Raw genomic sequence first — 14482 nt, 5'->3', positions numbered from 1 at the left:
TAAAAGGGAGGTAGGCCCCTTGATAGATGTAAATAACTTTGAATATATGAAGATTGGACTTGCTTCGCCTGACAAGATTCGTTCTTGGTCATACGGTGAAGTTAAGAAACCTGAAACAATTAACTATCGTACGTTAAAACCCGAAAAAGATGGCTTGTTCTGTGAGCGCATTTTCGGGCCCCAAAAGGACTGGGAATGTCACTGTGGAAAATATAAACGCGTACGTTATAAAGGTGTAGTCTGTGATCGATGTGGTGTTGAAGTAACGCGTGCGAAAGTTCGTCGTGAACGTATGGGTCATATCGAATTAGCTGCTCCTGTATCTCATATTTGGTATTTCAAAGGTATCCCGAGCCGCATGGGACTTGTCTTAGACATGTCCCCTCGCGCGCTTGAAGAAGTAATTTATTTCGCTTCTTATGTTGTAACAGAAAGTGGAGATACACCACTTGATAAGAAGCAATTGCTTTCTGAAAAAGAATACCGTGCATATCGCGATCGATATGGAAACACATTCCAAGCTGCTATGGGTGCAGAAGCAATTAAGAAGTTACTACAAGATATCGATTTAGATAAAGAAGTAGACTTCTTAAAAGAGGAATTAAAAACAGCACAAGGACAACGTCGTACTCGTGCTATTAAACGTCTAGAAGTATTGGAATCATTCCGTAACTCTGGAAATAAACCATCTTGGATGATCTTAGATGTTCTTCCGGTTATTCCGCCAGAATTACGCCCAATGGTACAGTTAGATGGTGGACGTTTTGCAACTTCTGACTTAAACGATTTATATCGTCGTGTTATTAACCGTAACAATCGTTTAAAACGTTTATTGGACCTAGGTGCACCAAGCATTATTGTTCAAAACGAAAAACGTATGTTGCAAGAAGCTGTAGATGCATTAATCGATAACGGTCGCCGTGGTCGCCCAGTTACTGGACCGGGTAACCGTCCGTTAAAATCACTATCTCACATGCTGAAAGGTAAACAAGGACGTTTCCGTCAAAACTTACTTGGTAAACGTGTTGACTACTCTGGTCGTTCTGTTATCGTTGTAGGACCGAACTTAAAAATGTATCAATGTGGATTACCAAAAGAAATGGCGCTAGAACTATTTAAACCTTTCGTAATGAAAGAACTAGTGGAAAAAGGATTAGCACATAACATTAAGAGTGCAAAACGTAAAATTGAGCGTGTACAACCTGAAGTTTGGGATGTTTTAGAGTCAGTTATTAAAGAACACCCAGTACTTCTAAACCGTGCCCCAACGCTTCACCGTCTTGGTATTCAAGCGTTCGAACCTACATTAGTAGAAGGGCGCGCAATTCGTCTTCATCCACTTGTATGTACAGCATACAATGCGGACTTTGACGGTGACCAAATGGCGGTTCACGTTCCGCTATCATCAGAAGCACAAGCAGAAGCTCGTCTTCTTATGTTAGCTGCACAAAACATTTTGAACCCGAAAGACGGGAAACCAGTTGTTACACCATCTCAGGATATGGTATTAGGTAACTACTACTTAACACTTGAGCGCGCAGGTGCAATTGGTGAAGGTATGGTGTTCAAAGATACAAACGAAGCATTGCTTGCATACCAAAATGGGTATGTTCATCTTCATACTCGTATTGCTGTTCCTGCAAGTTCAGTGAACAACAACGAGACATTTACAGAAGAACAAAAAGGCAAGCTTCTATTAACAACTGTTGGTAAATTAATATTTAACGAAATCTTACCAAAGTCGTTCCCTTATATTAACGAACCAACAAAATCAAATCTTGAAAAAGAAACACCTGCGAAATATTTCGTTGATAAAGGTGCGAATATAAAAGAAGTTATTGCTAGCCGTGAAGAAGTAGCACCATTTAACAAGAAAATCCTTGGTAATATCATTGCGGAAGTATTTAAACGTTTCAAAATTACAGAAACATCTCGTATGCTTGACCGCATGAAAGACTTAGGATTTAAATACTCTACAAAAGCTGGTATTACAGTTGGGGTAGCAGATATCCTTGTATTAGGTGAGAAAGATGAAATTCTTCATGAAGCACAAGCAAAAGTAGATAAAGTAATTAAACAATTCCGTCGCGGTTTGATTACAGAAGAAGAACGTTACGATCGCGTTATCTCTATCTGGAGTAATGCAAAAGATGTTATCCAAGGAAAATTGATGAAATCCTTAGATAAGCGCAACCCAATCTTCATGATGAGTGACTCTGGTGCCCGTGGTAACGCATCGAACTTCACTCAGCTTGCTGGTATGCGTGGTTTGATGGCTAACCCATCTGGTCGTATCATTGAGCTTCCAATCAAATCAAGTTTCCGTGAAGGTCTAACGGTACTTGAATACTTCATCTCTACACACGGTGCGCGTAAGGGTCTTGCCGATACAGCGCTTAAGACTGCCGATTCTGGTTACTTAACACGTCGTCTTGTAGATGTTGCACAAGATGTTATCGTTCGTGAAGACGATTGTGGAACAGATCGTGGTCTATTAATCGGTGCGATTAAAGAGGGCAATGAAGTTATTGAGTCATTATACGACCGTCTTGTAGGACGTTTTGCAAGAAAAACTGTAAAACATCCTGAAACAGGTGAAGTGTTGATTCGTGAAAATGAATTAATTACTGAAGATATCGCTCGTGCTATTGAAAATGCAGGTGTGGAAACAGTACACATCCGTTCAGCATTTACATGTAATACTCGCCACGGCGTATGTAAGAAATGTTACGGCCGTAACTTAGCTACTGGTACAGACGTAGAAGTAGGGGAAGCGGTAGGTATTATCGCAGCTCAATCTATCGGTGAGCCAGGTACACAGTTAACGATGCGTACGTTCCATACAGGTGGGGTTGCCGGAGACGATATCACACAAGGTTTACCTCGTATCCAAGAGATCTTCGAAGCTCGTAATCCGAAAGGTCAAGCGGTTATCAGCGAAATCGACGGTGTTGTTGTAACGATCAACGATGTGAAAGATCGTCAAGAGGTAGTTGTACAAGGTGCAGTAGAAACTCGCACATATGCAATTCCTTACGGCGCTCGTCTGAAAGTAACTCCAGGCCAAGAGATTAGTCACGGACAAGAGTTAACAGAAGGTTCTATTGATCCGAAAGAATTACTAAAAGTAACGGACATTACAGCAGTTCAAGAATACTTACTACGTGAAGTTCAAAAAGTATACCGTATGCAAGGGGTAGAAATTGGCGACAAACACGTAGAGGTAATGGTTCGTCAAATGCTTCGTAAAGTTCGTGTAATCGATGCGGGTGACACGGATGTATTACCAGGAACGTTGCTAGATATTCACCAATTTACTGATGCAAACGTAAAAGTATTATTAGAAGGTAAACAACCAGCAACAGCTAGACCGGTTCTTCTTGGTATTACGAAAGCTTCACTTGAAACAGATTCATTCTTATCTGCAGCTTCGTTCCAAGAAACAACTCGTGTTCTAACAGATGCCGCAATTAAAGGCAAACGCGATGAGCTTCTAGGATTAAAAGAGAACGTTATTATCGGTAAGCTTGTTCCGGCTGGAACAGGTATGAATCGTTATCGCAAAGTAGATCTTGTAAAAACAGTGCAAGACGATACGAATGTAGAAAACGATGAAATTTACGTAGAACAGTAAAATTTTCCGGTATGAATTTTGTATAAAAACGGATAATCCTAGTTGACATTGTATGAGTCAAAATGTTAATATAAGCAAGGTTGCTCCTGAACGATGCTTTGGAGGATATGTATATGTCTTATCAAAAAGTATCAAATGCGGAAAATGTTATCGTTGGTCATAAACGAACGTTGAAAGCAATCAAAAATGGTATAGTTAAAGAGGTTGTCGTTGCGGAAGATGCTGACATGCGGTTAACCCATGTTATCACTCAGGCTGCACTGCAACATAACATACCCGTAACAAAAGTTGAATCCATTCGCGAACTCGGAAGAGTTTCAGGGATTCAAGTGGGAGCTTCAGCAATAGGAATAATAAGTTAAAACTGTTTTTGTGAGAGGGGGGCATTTGCTCCCGCTCGCAAAAACTTTGTTTTCAACTAATAATGAACCACCTGGATATGTGGTCATACAAACATGCGAAGGGAGGATAATTTAATGCCTACTATTAACCAATTAGTGAGAAAAGGTCGTACTGATAAAGTATGGAAATCTAAATCACCTGCGTTAAACAAAGGTTTCAACTCTTTAAAGAAAAAATCAACTGATATCTCTGCACCTCAAAAACGTGGTGTATGTACTCGTGTTGGTACAATGACTCCAAAGAAACCAAACTCAGCTTTACGTAAATATGCTCGTGTACGTTTAACAAATGGTATTGAGGTAACTGCATACATCCCAGGTATCGGCCATAACTTACAAGAGCACAGCGTAGTATTAATTCGCGGTGGTCGTGTAAAAGACTTACCAGGGGTACGTTACCACATCGTTCGTGGTGCGCTTGACACAGCTGGTGTTGACAAACGTATGCAAGGCCGTTCTAAATACGGTACTAAAAAACCAAAAGCAGCTAAGAAATAATAAAAATGAACTGAAAGGAGGAACTCAATATGCCTCGTAAAGGACCTGTTGCGAAACGTGACGTGTTACCAGATCCAATGTACAATTCTAAACTTGTAACACGCTTAATCAACAAAATGATGGTTGACGGTAAAAAAGGTAAATCTCAAACAATTCTTTATAATGCGTTCGATATCGTTCGTGAACGTACTGGTAAAGAACCAATGGAAGTATTCGAGCAAGCTCTTAAGAACATCATGCCTGTTCTTGAAGTACGTGCTCGTCGTGTTGGTGGTGCTAACTACCAAGTTCCAGTTGAGGTTCGTCCAGAACGCCGTACAACTTTAGGTCTTCGTTGGTTAGTAAACTACGCTCGTCTTCGTGGTGAAAAAACTATGGAAGAGCGTCTTGCTAATGAAATTTTAGATGCAGCTAATAACACTGGTGCATCTGTTAAGAAGCGCGAAGACACTCACAAAATGGCAGAAGCTAACAAAGCGTTTGCTCATTACCGTTGGTAGGATTCAACGTAAAATAAATGTAAGCATAAACCGCTTTATTTGTCGCTTATGGAAGTATGGAGAGGGGAGAGTTCCTCTCCCTTTCAATGGGCGCTCGTTTTACATAATGAGGGTACTGGATATACTGACATATGTAACAAAATAAAGTGGCTTTTTTGCTACTTTAAATAAAATAATCCAATCCATAAAAGGAAGGAGAAAGACACCATATGACTAGAGAGTTCTCCTTAGAAAACACTCGTAATATTGGTATTATGGCTCATATTGATGCTGGTAAAACAACAGCTACTGAGCGTATCTTGTACTATACAGGACGTATTCACAAAATTGGTGAAACTCATGAAGGTGCATCTCAAATGGACTGGATGGAGCAAGAACAAGAGCGTGGAATTACGATTACGTCTGCAGCAACTACTGCTCAATGGAAAGGTCATCGTGTAAACATTATTGACACTCCAGGACACGTAGACTTCACTGTAGAGGTAGAGCGTTCTTTACGCGTACTTGATGGCGCTGTAGCAGTACTTGATGCACAATCTGGTGTTGAACCACAAACAGAAACTGTTTGGCGTCAGGCTACTACTTATGGTGTACCACGTATTGTGTTCGTTAACAAAATGGACAAAATCGGTGCAGACTTCTTATATTCTGTAGGTACACTTCATGATCGTCTACAAGCTAATGCTCATCCACTTCAATTACCAATCGGTGCTGAAGATGAGTTCAATGGTATCATTGACCTAGTTGAAGAGTGCGCATACATGTATGCAAACGACCTAGGAACTGATATTGAGCGTATTGAAATTCCTGAAGAGCATCAAGAACTAGCTGCTGAATACCGTGGAAAGCTTATTGAAGCGGTTGCAGAACTTGATGAGGAATTAATGATGAAATATTTAGAGGGTGAAGAAATCTCTAAAGAAGAGCTTAAAGCGGCTATCCGTAAAGCTACAACTTCTGTAGAATTCTTCCCAGTAATCTGTGGATCTGCATTCAAGAACAAAGGTGTTCAATTGATGCTTGACGCAGTTATTGACTACTTACCATCTCCATTAGACGTACCTGCAATCAAAGGTATCGTTCCTGATACAGATGAAGAAGTAGAACGTCATTCTAGCGACGAAGAGCCATTCTCAGCTCTAGCGTTCAAAATTATGACTGACCCTTATGTTGGTAAATTAACGTTCTTCCGTGTGTACTCTGGTACATTAAACTCTGGATCTTACGTGAAAAACTCAACAAAAGGTAAACGTGAGCGTGTAGGTCGTATCCTACAAATGCACGCAAACAGCCGTGAAGAGATTTCAACAGTTTACGCTGGTGACATCGCTGCTGCTGTAGGTCTTAAAGATACTACAACTGGTGACACTCTATGTGACGAGAAAAACCTTGTTATCCTAGAGTCTATGGAATTCCCAGAACCAGTTATCTCTGTAGCTATCGAACCTAAGTCTAAAGCTGACCAAGATAAAATGGGTACAGCATTAGCAAAACTTTCTGAAGAAGATCCAACATTCCGTGCTCATACTGATCAAGAGACTGGACAAACAATCATCGCTGGTATGGGTGAACTTCACCTTGATATCATCGTTGACCGTCTACGTCGCGAGTTCAAAGTAGAAGCTAACGTTGGTGCTCCTCAAGTAGCATACCGTGAGACTTTCCGCGCTGCAGCGAAAGTTGAAGGTAAGTTCGCTCGTCAATCTGGTGGTCGTGGACAATTCGGTCACGTTTGGATTGAGTTTGAACCTAACGAAGAAGGAAAAGGATTCGAATTCGAGAACAAGATTGTCGGCGGTGTAGTTCCACGTGAATACATCCCAGCTGTACAAGCAGGTCTTGAAGATGCGCTTCAAAACGGTGTGCTTGCAGGATATCCTGTAATTGACGTTAAAGCTGCATTAGTTGACGGATCTTATCATGATGTTGACTCATCTGAAATGGCGTTCAAAATTGCTGCATCTATGGCACTTAAAGCAGCTGTTTCTAAGTGTAACCCAGTAATCCTTGAGCCAATGATGAAAGTTGAAGTTGTAATCCCAGAAGAATACATGGGAGACATCATGGGTGACGTAACTTCTCGTCGTGGACGTGTAGAAGGTATGGAAGCTCGCGGTAACGCACAAGTTGTTCGCGCAATGGTTCCACTTTCTGAAATGTTCGGTTATGCGACAGCATTACGTTCTAATACACAAGGTCGCGGAACATTCTCTATGGTATTTGACCATTATGAAGAAGTTCCACGTTCAATCTCTGAAGAGATTATCAAAAAAAATAAAGGTGAATAATTGATTTTTATCAATTGTTCAAGTATAACTACTTATGTAAGCTTAGAAAGTGAGGCTCTAATTCTCACTTTCTAGCCTAAAATATAAATTTGAAGATACCATTAAGGAGGATTTTAGAATGGCTAAAGAAAAATTCGAACGTTCAAAACCCCATGTTAACATTGGTACAATTGGCCACGTTGACCATGGTAAAACTACATTAACTGCTGCAATCACTACAGTTCTTGCAAAAGCTGGTGGTGCTGAAGCACGCGGATACGATCAAATCGACGCTGCTCCAGAAGAAAGAGAGCGCGGTATCACAATCTCAACTGCACACGTTGAGTACGAAACTGAAACTCGTCACTATGCACACGTTGACTGCCCAGGACACGCTGACTATGTTAAAAACATGATCACTGGTGCTGCTCAAATGGACGGCGGTATCTTAGTAGTATCTGCTGCTGATGGTCCAATGCCACAAACTCGTGAGCACATCCTTCTTTCTCGTCAAGTAGGTGTACCTTACATCGTTGTATTCTTAAACAAATGCGACATGGTAGACGACGAAGAATTACTAGAATTAGTAGAAATGGAAGTTCGTGATCTATTATCTGAATACGAATTCCCAGGAGATGACATCCCTGTAGTTAAAGGTTCTGCTCTTAAAGCTCTTGAAGGAGATGCTGAGTGGGAAGCTAAAATCGTTGAGTTAATGGCTGAAGTTGATGCTTACATCCCAACTCCAGAACGTGAAACTGACAAACCATTCTTAATGCCTGTAGAGGATGTATTCTCTATCACAGGTCGTGGTACAGTTGCTACTGGTCGCGTAGAGCGCGGTGTAGTTAAAGTTGGTGACGTAGTAGAAATCATCGGTCTTGCTGAAGAAACTGCTTCTACAACTGTAACAGGTGTAGAAATGTTCCGTAAGCTTCTTGACCAAGCTGAAGCTGGTGACAACATCGGTGCTCTACTTCGTGGGGTTGCTCGTGAAGACATCCAACGTGGACAAGTTCTTGCTAAACCAGGCTCTGTAAAAGCTCACGCTAAATTCAAAGCTGAAGTTTACGTTTTATCTAAAGAAGAAGGTGGACGTCACACTCCATTCTTCGCTAACTACCGCCCACAATTCTATTTCCGTACAACTGACGTAACTGGTATCATCCAATTACCAGAAGGTACTGAAATGGTAATGCCTGGCGACAACGTTGAAATGACTGTTGAACTTATCGCTCCTGTAGCAGTAGAAGAGGGAACTAAGTTCTCTATCCGTGAAGGCGGACGTACTGTAGGTGCTGGTGTAGTTGCTTCTATCATCGAATAGTCTCAACTATAAATAATAAAAACCCAAGGGGGATTTCCCTTGGGTTTTTTTGCTGTATAAACAGGAGGTAAATGTAGATTGTGACGAGTTTCTTCTATAATATATAAAGTGAAAATAAAACATCCAAAAAGTGTAAAATGATTTACGGTAGATGAAAACTTGAAATTCTTGAAAGTGCCATGTATAATAGCAAAAGTAGAGAAAAGCTGATGTAAACAAAAATATGCTTGCATCTAGACAAAAAACATTGTATAATAGACAATGTTGGTCTTTGACTGCGATGAAGTGGAAGGTTGCTGACACACCCGGCCGCTTTGCCATGGCAAGGTGTGAGGAAATTTCCATGGAGAAGGTCTATTTTAGAAATAGGCGAACGAAGGAGGGAAAATAATGGCAAAAGAAAAAATTCGTATCCGTTTAAAAGCTTACGATCACCGTATTCTTGATCAGTCAGCTGAGAAAATTGTAGAAACAGCTAAACGTTCTGGGGCAACAGTTTCTGGTCCGATCCCATTACCAACTGAAAAAACTGTTTATACAATTCTTCGTGCTGTTCATAAGTACAAAGATTCTCGTGAGCAATTCGAAATGCGCACGCACAAACGTCTAATCGACATTGTGAGCCCTACTCCACAAACAGTAGATTCACTAATGCGTTTAGACTTACCATCTGGTGTAGATATCGAAATTAAACTATAATTCATATAACTTAAAAATGTAGGAGGTGTAACTCATGACCAAAGGAATCTTAGGAAGAAAGATCGGTATGACTCAAGTATTTGCTGAAAACGGTGAGCTAATTCCTGTAACAGTAATCGAAGCGACTCCAAACGTTGTTCTTCAAAAGAAGACAACTGAAACTGATGGCTACAACGCAATTCAGTTAGGTTTCGAAGATAAACGTGAAAAATTAGCTAACAAACCTGAACAAGGTCACGTTGCTAAAGCATCTACTGCTCCTAAGCGCTTCATTCGCGAAATCCGCGATGCAGACGTGGACGGATTAGAGGTTGGTCAAGAGGTAAAAGTAGAAGTTTTCGCTGCAGGTGAAACTGTAGACGTAACAGGTATTTCTAAAGGTAAAGGTTTCCAAGGTGCTATTAAACGCCACGGACAATCTCGTGGACCTATGTCTCACGGTTCTCGTTACCATCGTCGTCCTGGTTCAATGGGCCCTGTTGCTCCGAACCGTGTATTTAAAGGTAAAAAACTTGCTGGACGTATGGGTGGAGACCAAATCACAATTCAAAACCTTGAAATTGTTCAAGTTGACGTTGAACGCAACTTATTATTAATTAAAGGTAACGTTCCAGGTGCTAAGAAATCTCTTGTAGTTGTTCAAGGCGCTGTGAAGGCTAGCAAATAATTCACTATAGGAAGGAGGAATTCCAATGCCAAAAGTTACTGTATATAACCAAACTGGTTCTCAGGTTGGTGAAATCGAATTAGCTGAAGCTATTTTCGGCATCGAACCAAATGAAGCTGTACTTTTCGAGGCTGTAGTGATGCAACGTGCATCTTTACGTCAAGGTACACATAAAGTAAAAAATCGCTCTGAAGTAAGCGGTGGTGGTCGTAAACCATGGCGTCAAAAAGGAACTGGACGTGCTCGTCAAGGTTCTATCCGCTCTCCTCAATGGCGTGGTGGTGGTACGGTATTCGGACCTACACCAAGAAGCTATGCTTACAAACTTCCTAAGAAAGTTCGTCGCTTAGCTATTAAATCTGCATTAGCTACTAAAGTAGTAGAGAACAACATTGTAGTTCTTGAAGACTTAGTGTTAAATGCACCAAAAACAAAAGACATGGTAGCAGTACTTAAAGGATTAGCTGTTGAGAAGAAAGCTCTTATCGTAACTGCTGATGTAAATGAAGCAGTTGAGTTATCTGCTCGCAATATCCCTGGAGTAACAGTAATCACTGCTGATGGCGTAAACGTTTTAGACGTGCTTCATCATGATAAGCTAATCATGACAAAAGCGGCAGTGGAAAAAGTAGAGGAGGTGCTTGCATAATGAGAGATCCTCGTGATATCATTAAGCGCCCAGTTATCACTGAACGTTCTATGGAAATGATGGCTGAAAAAAAATACACGTTCGATGTGGACGTTAAAGCTAATAAAACAGAAGTTAAAGACGCTGTAGAAGCGATCTTTGGTGTTGAAGTAGAGAAAGTGAACATCATGAACTACAAGCCGAAAGCTAAACGCGTTGGTCGTCACGCTGGTTTTACTAACCGTCGTCGTAAAGCAATCGTTAAGCTAACAGCTGACAGCAAAGAAATCGAAATCTTCCAAGGTGTTTAATTCTTACTAAAGAAGGAGGGAAATTGAGATGGCAATTAAAAAGTATAATCCAACTACTAACGGTCGTCGTAACATGACAACTAATGATTTCGCTGAAATCACGACTGATAGACCGGAAAAATCTTTACTTGCGCCTTTAAAGAAAAAGGCTGGTCGTAATAACCAAGGTAAAATCACTGTACGTCACCAAGGTGGCGGACACAAGCGTCAATACCGTATCATCGACTTCAAACGTAACAAAGATGGGATTCCAGGACGCGTTGCTACGATCGAATATGATCCAAACCGCTCTGCGAATATCGCATTAATTAACTACGTTGACGGTGAAAAACGTTACATCCTTGCTCCTAAAAATTTAGAAGTAGGTATGGAAGTTATGTCTGGCCCAGAAGCTGACATTAAAATCGGTAACGCATTACCATTAATGAACATTCCAGTAGGTACTGTTGTTCATAACATCGAACTTAAACCAGGTCGTGGTGGACAATTAGTTCGTTCTGCTGGTACATCTGCTCAAGTACTTGGTAAAGAAGGTAAATACGTACTTGTACGTTTAACTTCTGGTGAAGTACGCTTAGTATTAGCTACTTGCCGCGCTACTGTAGGTCAAGTAGGTAACGAATCACACGAACTTATCAAAATTGGTAAAGCAGGTCGCTCTCGTTGGTTAGGTAAGCGCCCAACAGTTCGTGGTTCTGTAATGAACCCAGTTGATCACCCACACGGTGGTGGTGAAGGTCGCGCACCAATCGGACGTAAGTCTCCAATGTCTCCATGGGGTAAACCAACTCTTGGATTCAAGACTCGTAAGAAAAACAAAGCGTCTGACAAATTCATCGTTCGTCGTCGTAAAAAATAATGGGGTTGTAGTACGGTTCATTTCAGGAACCGTACGGCAATCACGAAGGGAGGCACCAAAATGGCTCGTAGCTTAAAAAAAGGACCATTTGTCGATGATCATTTAATGAGTAAAATTGCAAAGCTAAATGAAACTGAGCAAAAGCAAGTTGTTAAAACTTGGTCTCGTCGTTCAACGATCTTCCCTCAGTTCATCGGTCACACAATCGCTGTATATGACGGTCGCAAACACGTACCTGTATACATCACTGAGGACATGGTTGGCCACAAGTTAGGTGAATTCGCACCAACTCGTACGTATAAAGGTCATGATGCTGACGATAAGAAAACTAGAAGATAATGAGAGGAGGCACTTCAATGCAAGCTAAAGCAGTAGCGAGAACAGTTCGTATTGCTCCTCGTAAAGTTCGTTTAGTAGTAGACTTAATCCGAGGTAAGCAAGTGGGTGAAGCGATTGCTATCCTTAACCACACACCAAAAACTGCTTCTCCAGTTGTAGAGAAAGTTTTAAAATCTGCAATCGCAAACGCAGAGCATAACTACGAAATGGACGTAAACAACTTAGTTGTTGAGAAAGTTTTCGTTGACGAAGGTCCAACGTTAAAACGTTTCCGTCCACGCGCAATGGGCCGTGCAAGCCAAATCAACAAGCGCACAAGCCACATCACAGTTGTGGTATCAGAAAAGAAGGAGGGATAATCGATGGGTCAAAAGGTTAATCCAGTCGGTCTTCGTGTCGGTGTTATTCGTGATTGGGAATCTCGTTGGTTCGCAGAAAAAGATTACGCTACACTTCTTCATGAAGACATCAAAATTCGTGAATACATCACAGCTCGCTTAAAAGATTCTTCTGTTTCTAAAGTAGAAATCGAGCGTGCTGCAAATCGTGTAAATGTTACAATTCACACTGCAAAACCTGGTATGGTAATTGGTAAAGGTGGTACTGAAGTTGAAGCGCTTCGTAAAGCTCTTAACCAATTAACAGGCAAGCGTGTACACATCAACATCTTAGAAGTTAAGAAAGCAGATCTTGATGCTAAATTAGTAGCGGAAAACATTGCTCGTCAATTAGAAAATCGTGTATCTTTCCGTCGTGCTCAAAAGCAAGTTATCCAACGTGCAATGCGTGCTGGCGCTAAAGGTATTAAAACACAAGTTTCTGGTCGTCTTGGCGGAGCAGATATCGCTCGTGCAGAATCTTACAGTGAAGGAACTGTTCCACTTCATACACTTCGCGCTGATATTGACTATGCAACAGCTGAAGCTGATACAACATACGGTAAATTAGGCGTAAAAGTATGGATCTACCGTGGAGAAGTTCTTCCTTCAAAAAAGAAAGCTTCTGAGGAAGGAGGAAAATAATATGTTAATGCCAAAACGCGTAAAATATCGTAGAGAGCATCGTGGTAAAATGCGTGGCCGCGCTAAAGGTGGTACTGAAGTAACATTCGGTGAGTTTGGTCTTCAAGCACAAAATGCTTCATGGATTACAAACCGTCAAATCGAAGCAGCTCGTCGTGCAATGACTCGTTACATGAAACGTGGCGGTAAAGTTTGGATTAAAATTTTCCCTTCTAAACCTTACACTGCAAAACCTCTTGAAGTACGTATGGGTTCCGGTAAAGGGGCACCAGAAGGTTGGGTAGCAGTAGTGAAGCCTGGGAAAGTTATGTTTGAAATCGCAGGTGTATCTGAAGAGGTAGCACGCGAAGCATTACGTCTTGCAGCTCACAAATTACCAGTGAAATGTAAATTCGTAAAACGTGAAGAAAATGGTGGTGAATCTAATGAAAACTAATGATATTCGTGAATTAACCACTGCCGAAATCGAAACAAAAGTTAAAGCGTTAAAGGAAGAGTTGTTTAACCTTCGCTTCCAGCTTGCTACAGGACAATTAGAGAATCCAACACGCATCCGTGAAGTGCGTAAAGCGATCGCTCGTATGAAAACTGTAGTTCGTGAAAGAGAGATCGGAATTAATCGATAAATTGAGGGGAGGTTTGCAAAGTGAGCGAACGTAACCAACGCAAAGTTTATACTGGTCGTGTTGTATCTGACAAAATGGACAAAACGATTACAGTTTTAGTTGAAACTTACAAAACTCATTCCTTGTACGGAAAACGCGTTAAGTATTCTAAAAAATACAAAGCGCATGATGAACAAAACCAAGCAAAAGTTGGCGATATCGTTAAAATCATGGAAACTCGCCCGCTTTCTGCTACTAAGCGTTTCCGTTTAGTTGAAATCGTTGAAGAAGCGGTTATTATCTAAATAGACGAATCGGAATTAAAAGTCCGAAGGGAGGTTTCATAACATGATCCAACAAGAATCTCGTTTAAAAGTTGCTGACAACTCTGGTGCACGTGAACTTTTAACAATTAAAGTATTAGGCGGCTCTGGTCGTAAATATGCTAACATCGGTGATATTATCGTTGCTACGGTAAAACAAGCAACACCAGGTGGCGTTGTTAAAAAAGGTGACGTTGTAAAAGCAGTAGTAGTACGTACGAAGAGCGGCGCTCGTCGTCCAGATGGTTCTTACATCCGTTTTGATGAAAACGCAGCTGTTATCATTAAAGACGATAAGAGCCCACGCGGTACTCGTATCTTCGGACCGGTAGCTCGTGAACTACGTGATAGCAACTTCATGAAGATCGTTTCTTTAGCTCCAGAAGTTCTATAATTTAAGGT

The 14482-nt window shown here is 41.1% G+C and carries 18 protein-coding genes; all 18 read left to right on the top strand.

Going from position 1 to position 14482, the window contains the following annotated elements:
* Positions 1–19: 19 nt before the first annotated feature.
* The 18 genes from rpoC to rplN all read left to right on the top strand — a co-directional run bounded on the left by rpoC (position 20) and on the right by rplN (position 14474).
* A complete protein-coding gene (rpoC, locus tag MR059_RS19070) occupies positions 20–3634 on the top strand; it encodes a DNA-directed RNA polymerase subunit beta' (RefSeq protein WP_011983239.1) in 3615 nt (1204 codons plus the stop codon).
* Between the two features lie 113 nt (positions 3635–3747).
* Positions 3748–3996, top strand: coding sequence for a 50S ribosomal protein L7ae-like protein (locus MR059_RS19065; RefSeq protein WP_011983240.1), 249 nt, complete (start codon positions 3748–3750; stop codon positions 3994–3996).
* Between the two features lie 114 nt (positions 3997–4110).
* On the top strand, positions 4111–4533 hold the full coding sequence (gene rpsL, locus MR059_RS19060) for a 30S ribosomal protein S12 (protein WP_011983241.1): 423 nt from the start codon (positions 4111–4113) through the stop codon (positions 4531–4533).
* Between the two features lie 29 nt (positions 4534–4562).
* On the top strand, positions 4563–5033 hold the full coding sequence (gene rpsG / locus MR059_RS19055) for a 30S ribosomal protein S7 (protein ID WP_011983242.1): 471 nt from the start codon (positions 4563–4565) through the stop codon (positions 5031–5033).
* A 209-nt stretch (positions 5034–5242) separates the two neighbouring features.
* Entirely contained in the window at positions 5243–7321 is a 2079-nt protein-coding gene (fusA, locus tag MR059_RS19050) for an elongation factor G (protein ID WP_011983243.1), read from the top strand.
* A gap of 118 nt (positions 7322–7439) precedes the next feature.
* Positions 7440–8627 (top strand): elongation factor Tu, encoded by a 1188-nt coding sequence (gene tuf / locus MR059_RS19045; protein WP_011983244.1) that lies wholly within the window; start codon positions 7440–7442, stop codon positions 8625–8627.
* Positions 8628–9017: 390 nt separating this feature from the next.
* Positions 9018–9326, top strand: a complete 309-nt coding sequence (rpsJ, locus tag MR059_RS19040) for a 30S ribosomal protein S10 (protein ID WP_001040596.1) — start codon at positions 9018–9020, stop codon at positions 9324–9326.
* A gap of 34 nt (positions 9327–9360) precedes the next feature.
* On the top strand, positions 9361–9993 hold the full coding sequence (gene rplC, locus MR059_RS19035) for a 50S ribosomal protein L3 (protein WP_011983245.1): 633 nt from the start codon (positions 9361–9363) through the stop codon (positions 9991–9993).
* A gap of 25 nt (positions 9994–10018) precedes the next feature.
* Positions 10019–10642 carry a 50S ribosomal protein L4 gene (gene rplD, locus MR059_RS19030; RefSeq protein WP_011983246.1) on the top strand — a complete coding sequence of 208 codons (624 nt, stop codon included), beginning with the start codon at positions 10019–10021 and terminating at the stop codon, positions 10640–10642.
* Positions 10642–10932 carry a 50S ribosomal protein L23 gene (gene rplW, locus MR059_RS19025; protein WP_011983247.1) on the top strand — a complete coding sequence of 97 codons (291 nt, stop codon included), beginning with the start codon at positions 10642–10644 and terminating at the stop codon, positions 10930–10932. Before rplD ends, rplW begins: the two co-directional genes overlap by 1 nt.
* Before the next feature lie 28 nt (positions 10933–10960).
* Entirely contained in the window at positions 10961–11791 is an 831-nt protein-coding gene (rplB, locus tag MR059_RS19020) for a 50S ribosomal protein L2 (protein ID WP_011983248.1), read from the top strand.
* 60 nt (positions 11792–11851) lie between these two features.
* A complete protein-coding gene (rpsS, locus tag MR059_RS19015) occupies positions 11852–12130 on the top strand; it encodes a 30S ribosomal protein S19 (protein WP_011983249.1) in 279 nt (92 codons plus the stop codon).
* A 17-nt stretch (positions 12131–12147) separates the two neighbouring features.
* Positions 12148–12489 (top strand): 50S ribosomal protein L22, encoded by a 342-nt coding sequence (rplV, locus tag MR059_RS19010; protein ID WP_011983250.1) that lies wholly within the window; start codon positions 12148–12150, stop codon positions 12487–12489.
* A gap of 3 nt (positions 12490–12492) precedes the next feature.
* Positions 12493–13152, top strand: coding sequence for a 30S ribosomal protein S3 (gene rpsC / locus MR059_RS19005; RefSeq protein WP_011983251.1), 660 nt, complete (start codon positions 12493–12495; stop codon positions 13150–13152).
* A gap of 1 nt (position 13153) precedes the next feature.
* Complete coding sequence (rplP, locus tag MR059_RS19000; protein ID WP_011983252.1) at positions 13154–13588, top strand: 50S ribosomal protein L16; 435 nt, start codon at positions 13154–13156, stop codon at positions 13586–13588.
* Entirely contained in the window at positions 13578–13778 is a 201-nt protein-coding gene (gene rpmC / locus MR059_RS18995) for a 50S ribosomal protein L29 (RefSeq protein ID WP_000855718.1), read from the top strand. Before rplP ends, rpmC begins: the two co-directional genes overlap by 11 nt.
* A gap of 20 nt (positions 13779–13798) precedes the next feature.
* Positions 13799–14062: a 30S ribosomal protein S17 gene (gene rpsQ, locus MR059_RS18990; RefSeq protein ID WP_011983253.1), complete on the top strand. Its 264-nt coding sequence runs from the start codon at positions 13799–13801 to the stop codon at positions 14060–14062.
* A gap of 43 nt (positions 14063–14105) precedes the next feature.
* On the top strand, positions 14106–14474 hold the full coding sequence (gene rplN, locus MR059_RS18985; RefSeq protein WP_011983254.1) for a 50S ribosomal protein L14: 369 nt from the start codon (positions 14106–14108) through the stop codon (positions 14472–14474).
* The last annotated feature ends 8 nt before the right edge of the window (positions 14475–14482 follow it).

The sequence above is a fragment of the Bacillus cereus group sp. BfR-BA-01522 genome, from assembly GCF_022662635.1.
In the GTDB taxonomy this organism is placed as follows: Bacteria; Bacillota; Bacilli; order Bacillales; family Bacillaceae_G; genus Bacillus_A; species Bacillus_A cytotoxicus.
This window is presented reverse-complemented; position numbering and strand designations above follow the sequence as displayed.

What these genes read in the sequence shown, in the direction of transcription:
- MR059_RS19065 (WP_011983240.1), top strand. Translation starts at nt 3,748, where the DNA reads ATGTCTTATCAAAAAGTATCAAATGCGGAAAATGTTATCGTTGGTCAT.
- rpsL (WP_011983241.1), top strand. Translation starts at nt 4,111, where the DNA reads ATGCCTACTATTAACCAATTAGTGAGAAAAGGTCGTACTGATAAAGTA.
- rpsG (WP_011983242.1), top strand. Translation starts at nt 4,563, where the DNA reads ATGCCTCGTAAAGGACCTGTTGCGAAACGTGACGTGTTACCAGATCCA.
- fusA (WP_011983243.1), top strand. Translation starts at nt 5,243, where the DNA reads ATGACTAGAGAGTTCTCCTTAGAAAACACTCGTAATATTGGTATTATG.
- tuf (WP_011983244.1), top strand. Translation starts at nt 7,440, where the DNA reads ATGGCTAAAGAAAAATTCGAACGTTCAAAACCCCATGTTAACATTGGT.
- rpsJ (WP_001040596.1), top strand. Translation starts at nt 9,018, where the DNA reads ATGGCAAAAGAAAAAATTCGTATCCGTTTAAAAGCTTACGATCACCGT.
- rplC (WP_011983245.1), top strand. Translation starts at nt 9,361, where the DNA reads ATGACCAAAGGAATCTTAGGAAGAAAGATCGGTATGACTCAAGTATTT.
- rplD (WP_011983246.1), top strand. Translation starts at nt 10,019, where the DNA reads ATGCCAAAAGTTACTGTATATAACCAAACTGGTTCTCAGGTTGGTGAA.
- rplW (WP_011983247.1), top strand. Translation starts at nt 10,642, where the DNA reads ATGAGAGATCCTCGTGATATCATTAAGCGCCCAGTTATCACTGAACGT.
- rplB (WP_011983248.1), top strand. Translation starts at nt 10,961, where the DNA reads ATGGCAATTAAAAAGTATAATCCAACTACTAACGGTCGTCGTAACATG.
- rpsS (WP_011983249.1), top strand. Translation starts at nt 11,852, where the DNA reads ATGGCTCGTAGCTTAAAAAAAGGACCATTTGTCGATGATCATTTAATG.
- rplV (WP_011983250.1), top strand. Translation starts at nt 12,148, where the DNA reads ATGCAAGCTAAAGCAGTAGCGAGAACAGTTCGTATTGCTCCTCGTAAA.
- rpsC (WP_011983251.1), top strand. Translation starts at nt 12,493, where the DNA reads ATGGGTCAAAAGGTTAATCCAGTCGGTCTTCGTGTCGGTGTTATTCGT.
- rplP (WP_011983252.1), top strand. Translation starts at nt 13,154, where the DNA reads ATGTTAATGCCAAAACGCGTAAAATATCGTAGAGAGCATCGTGGTAAA.
- rpmC (WP_000855718.1), top strand. Translation starts at nt 13,578, where the DNA reads ATGAAAACTAATGATATTCGTGAATTAACCACTGCCGAAATCGAAACA.
- rplN (WP_011983254.1), top strand. Translation starts at nt 14,106, where the DNA reads ATGATCCAACAAGAATCTCGTTTAAAAGTTGCTGACAACTCTGGTGCA.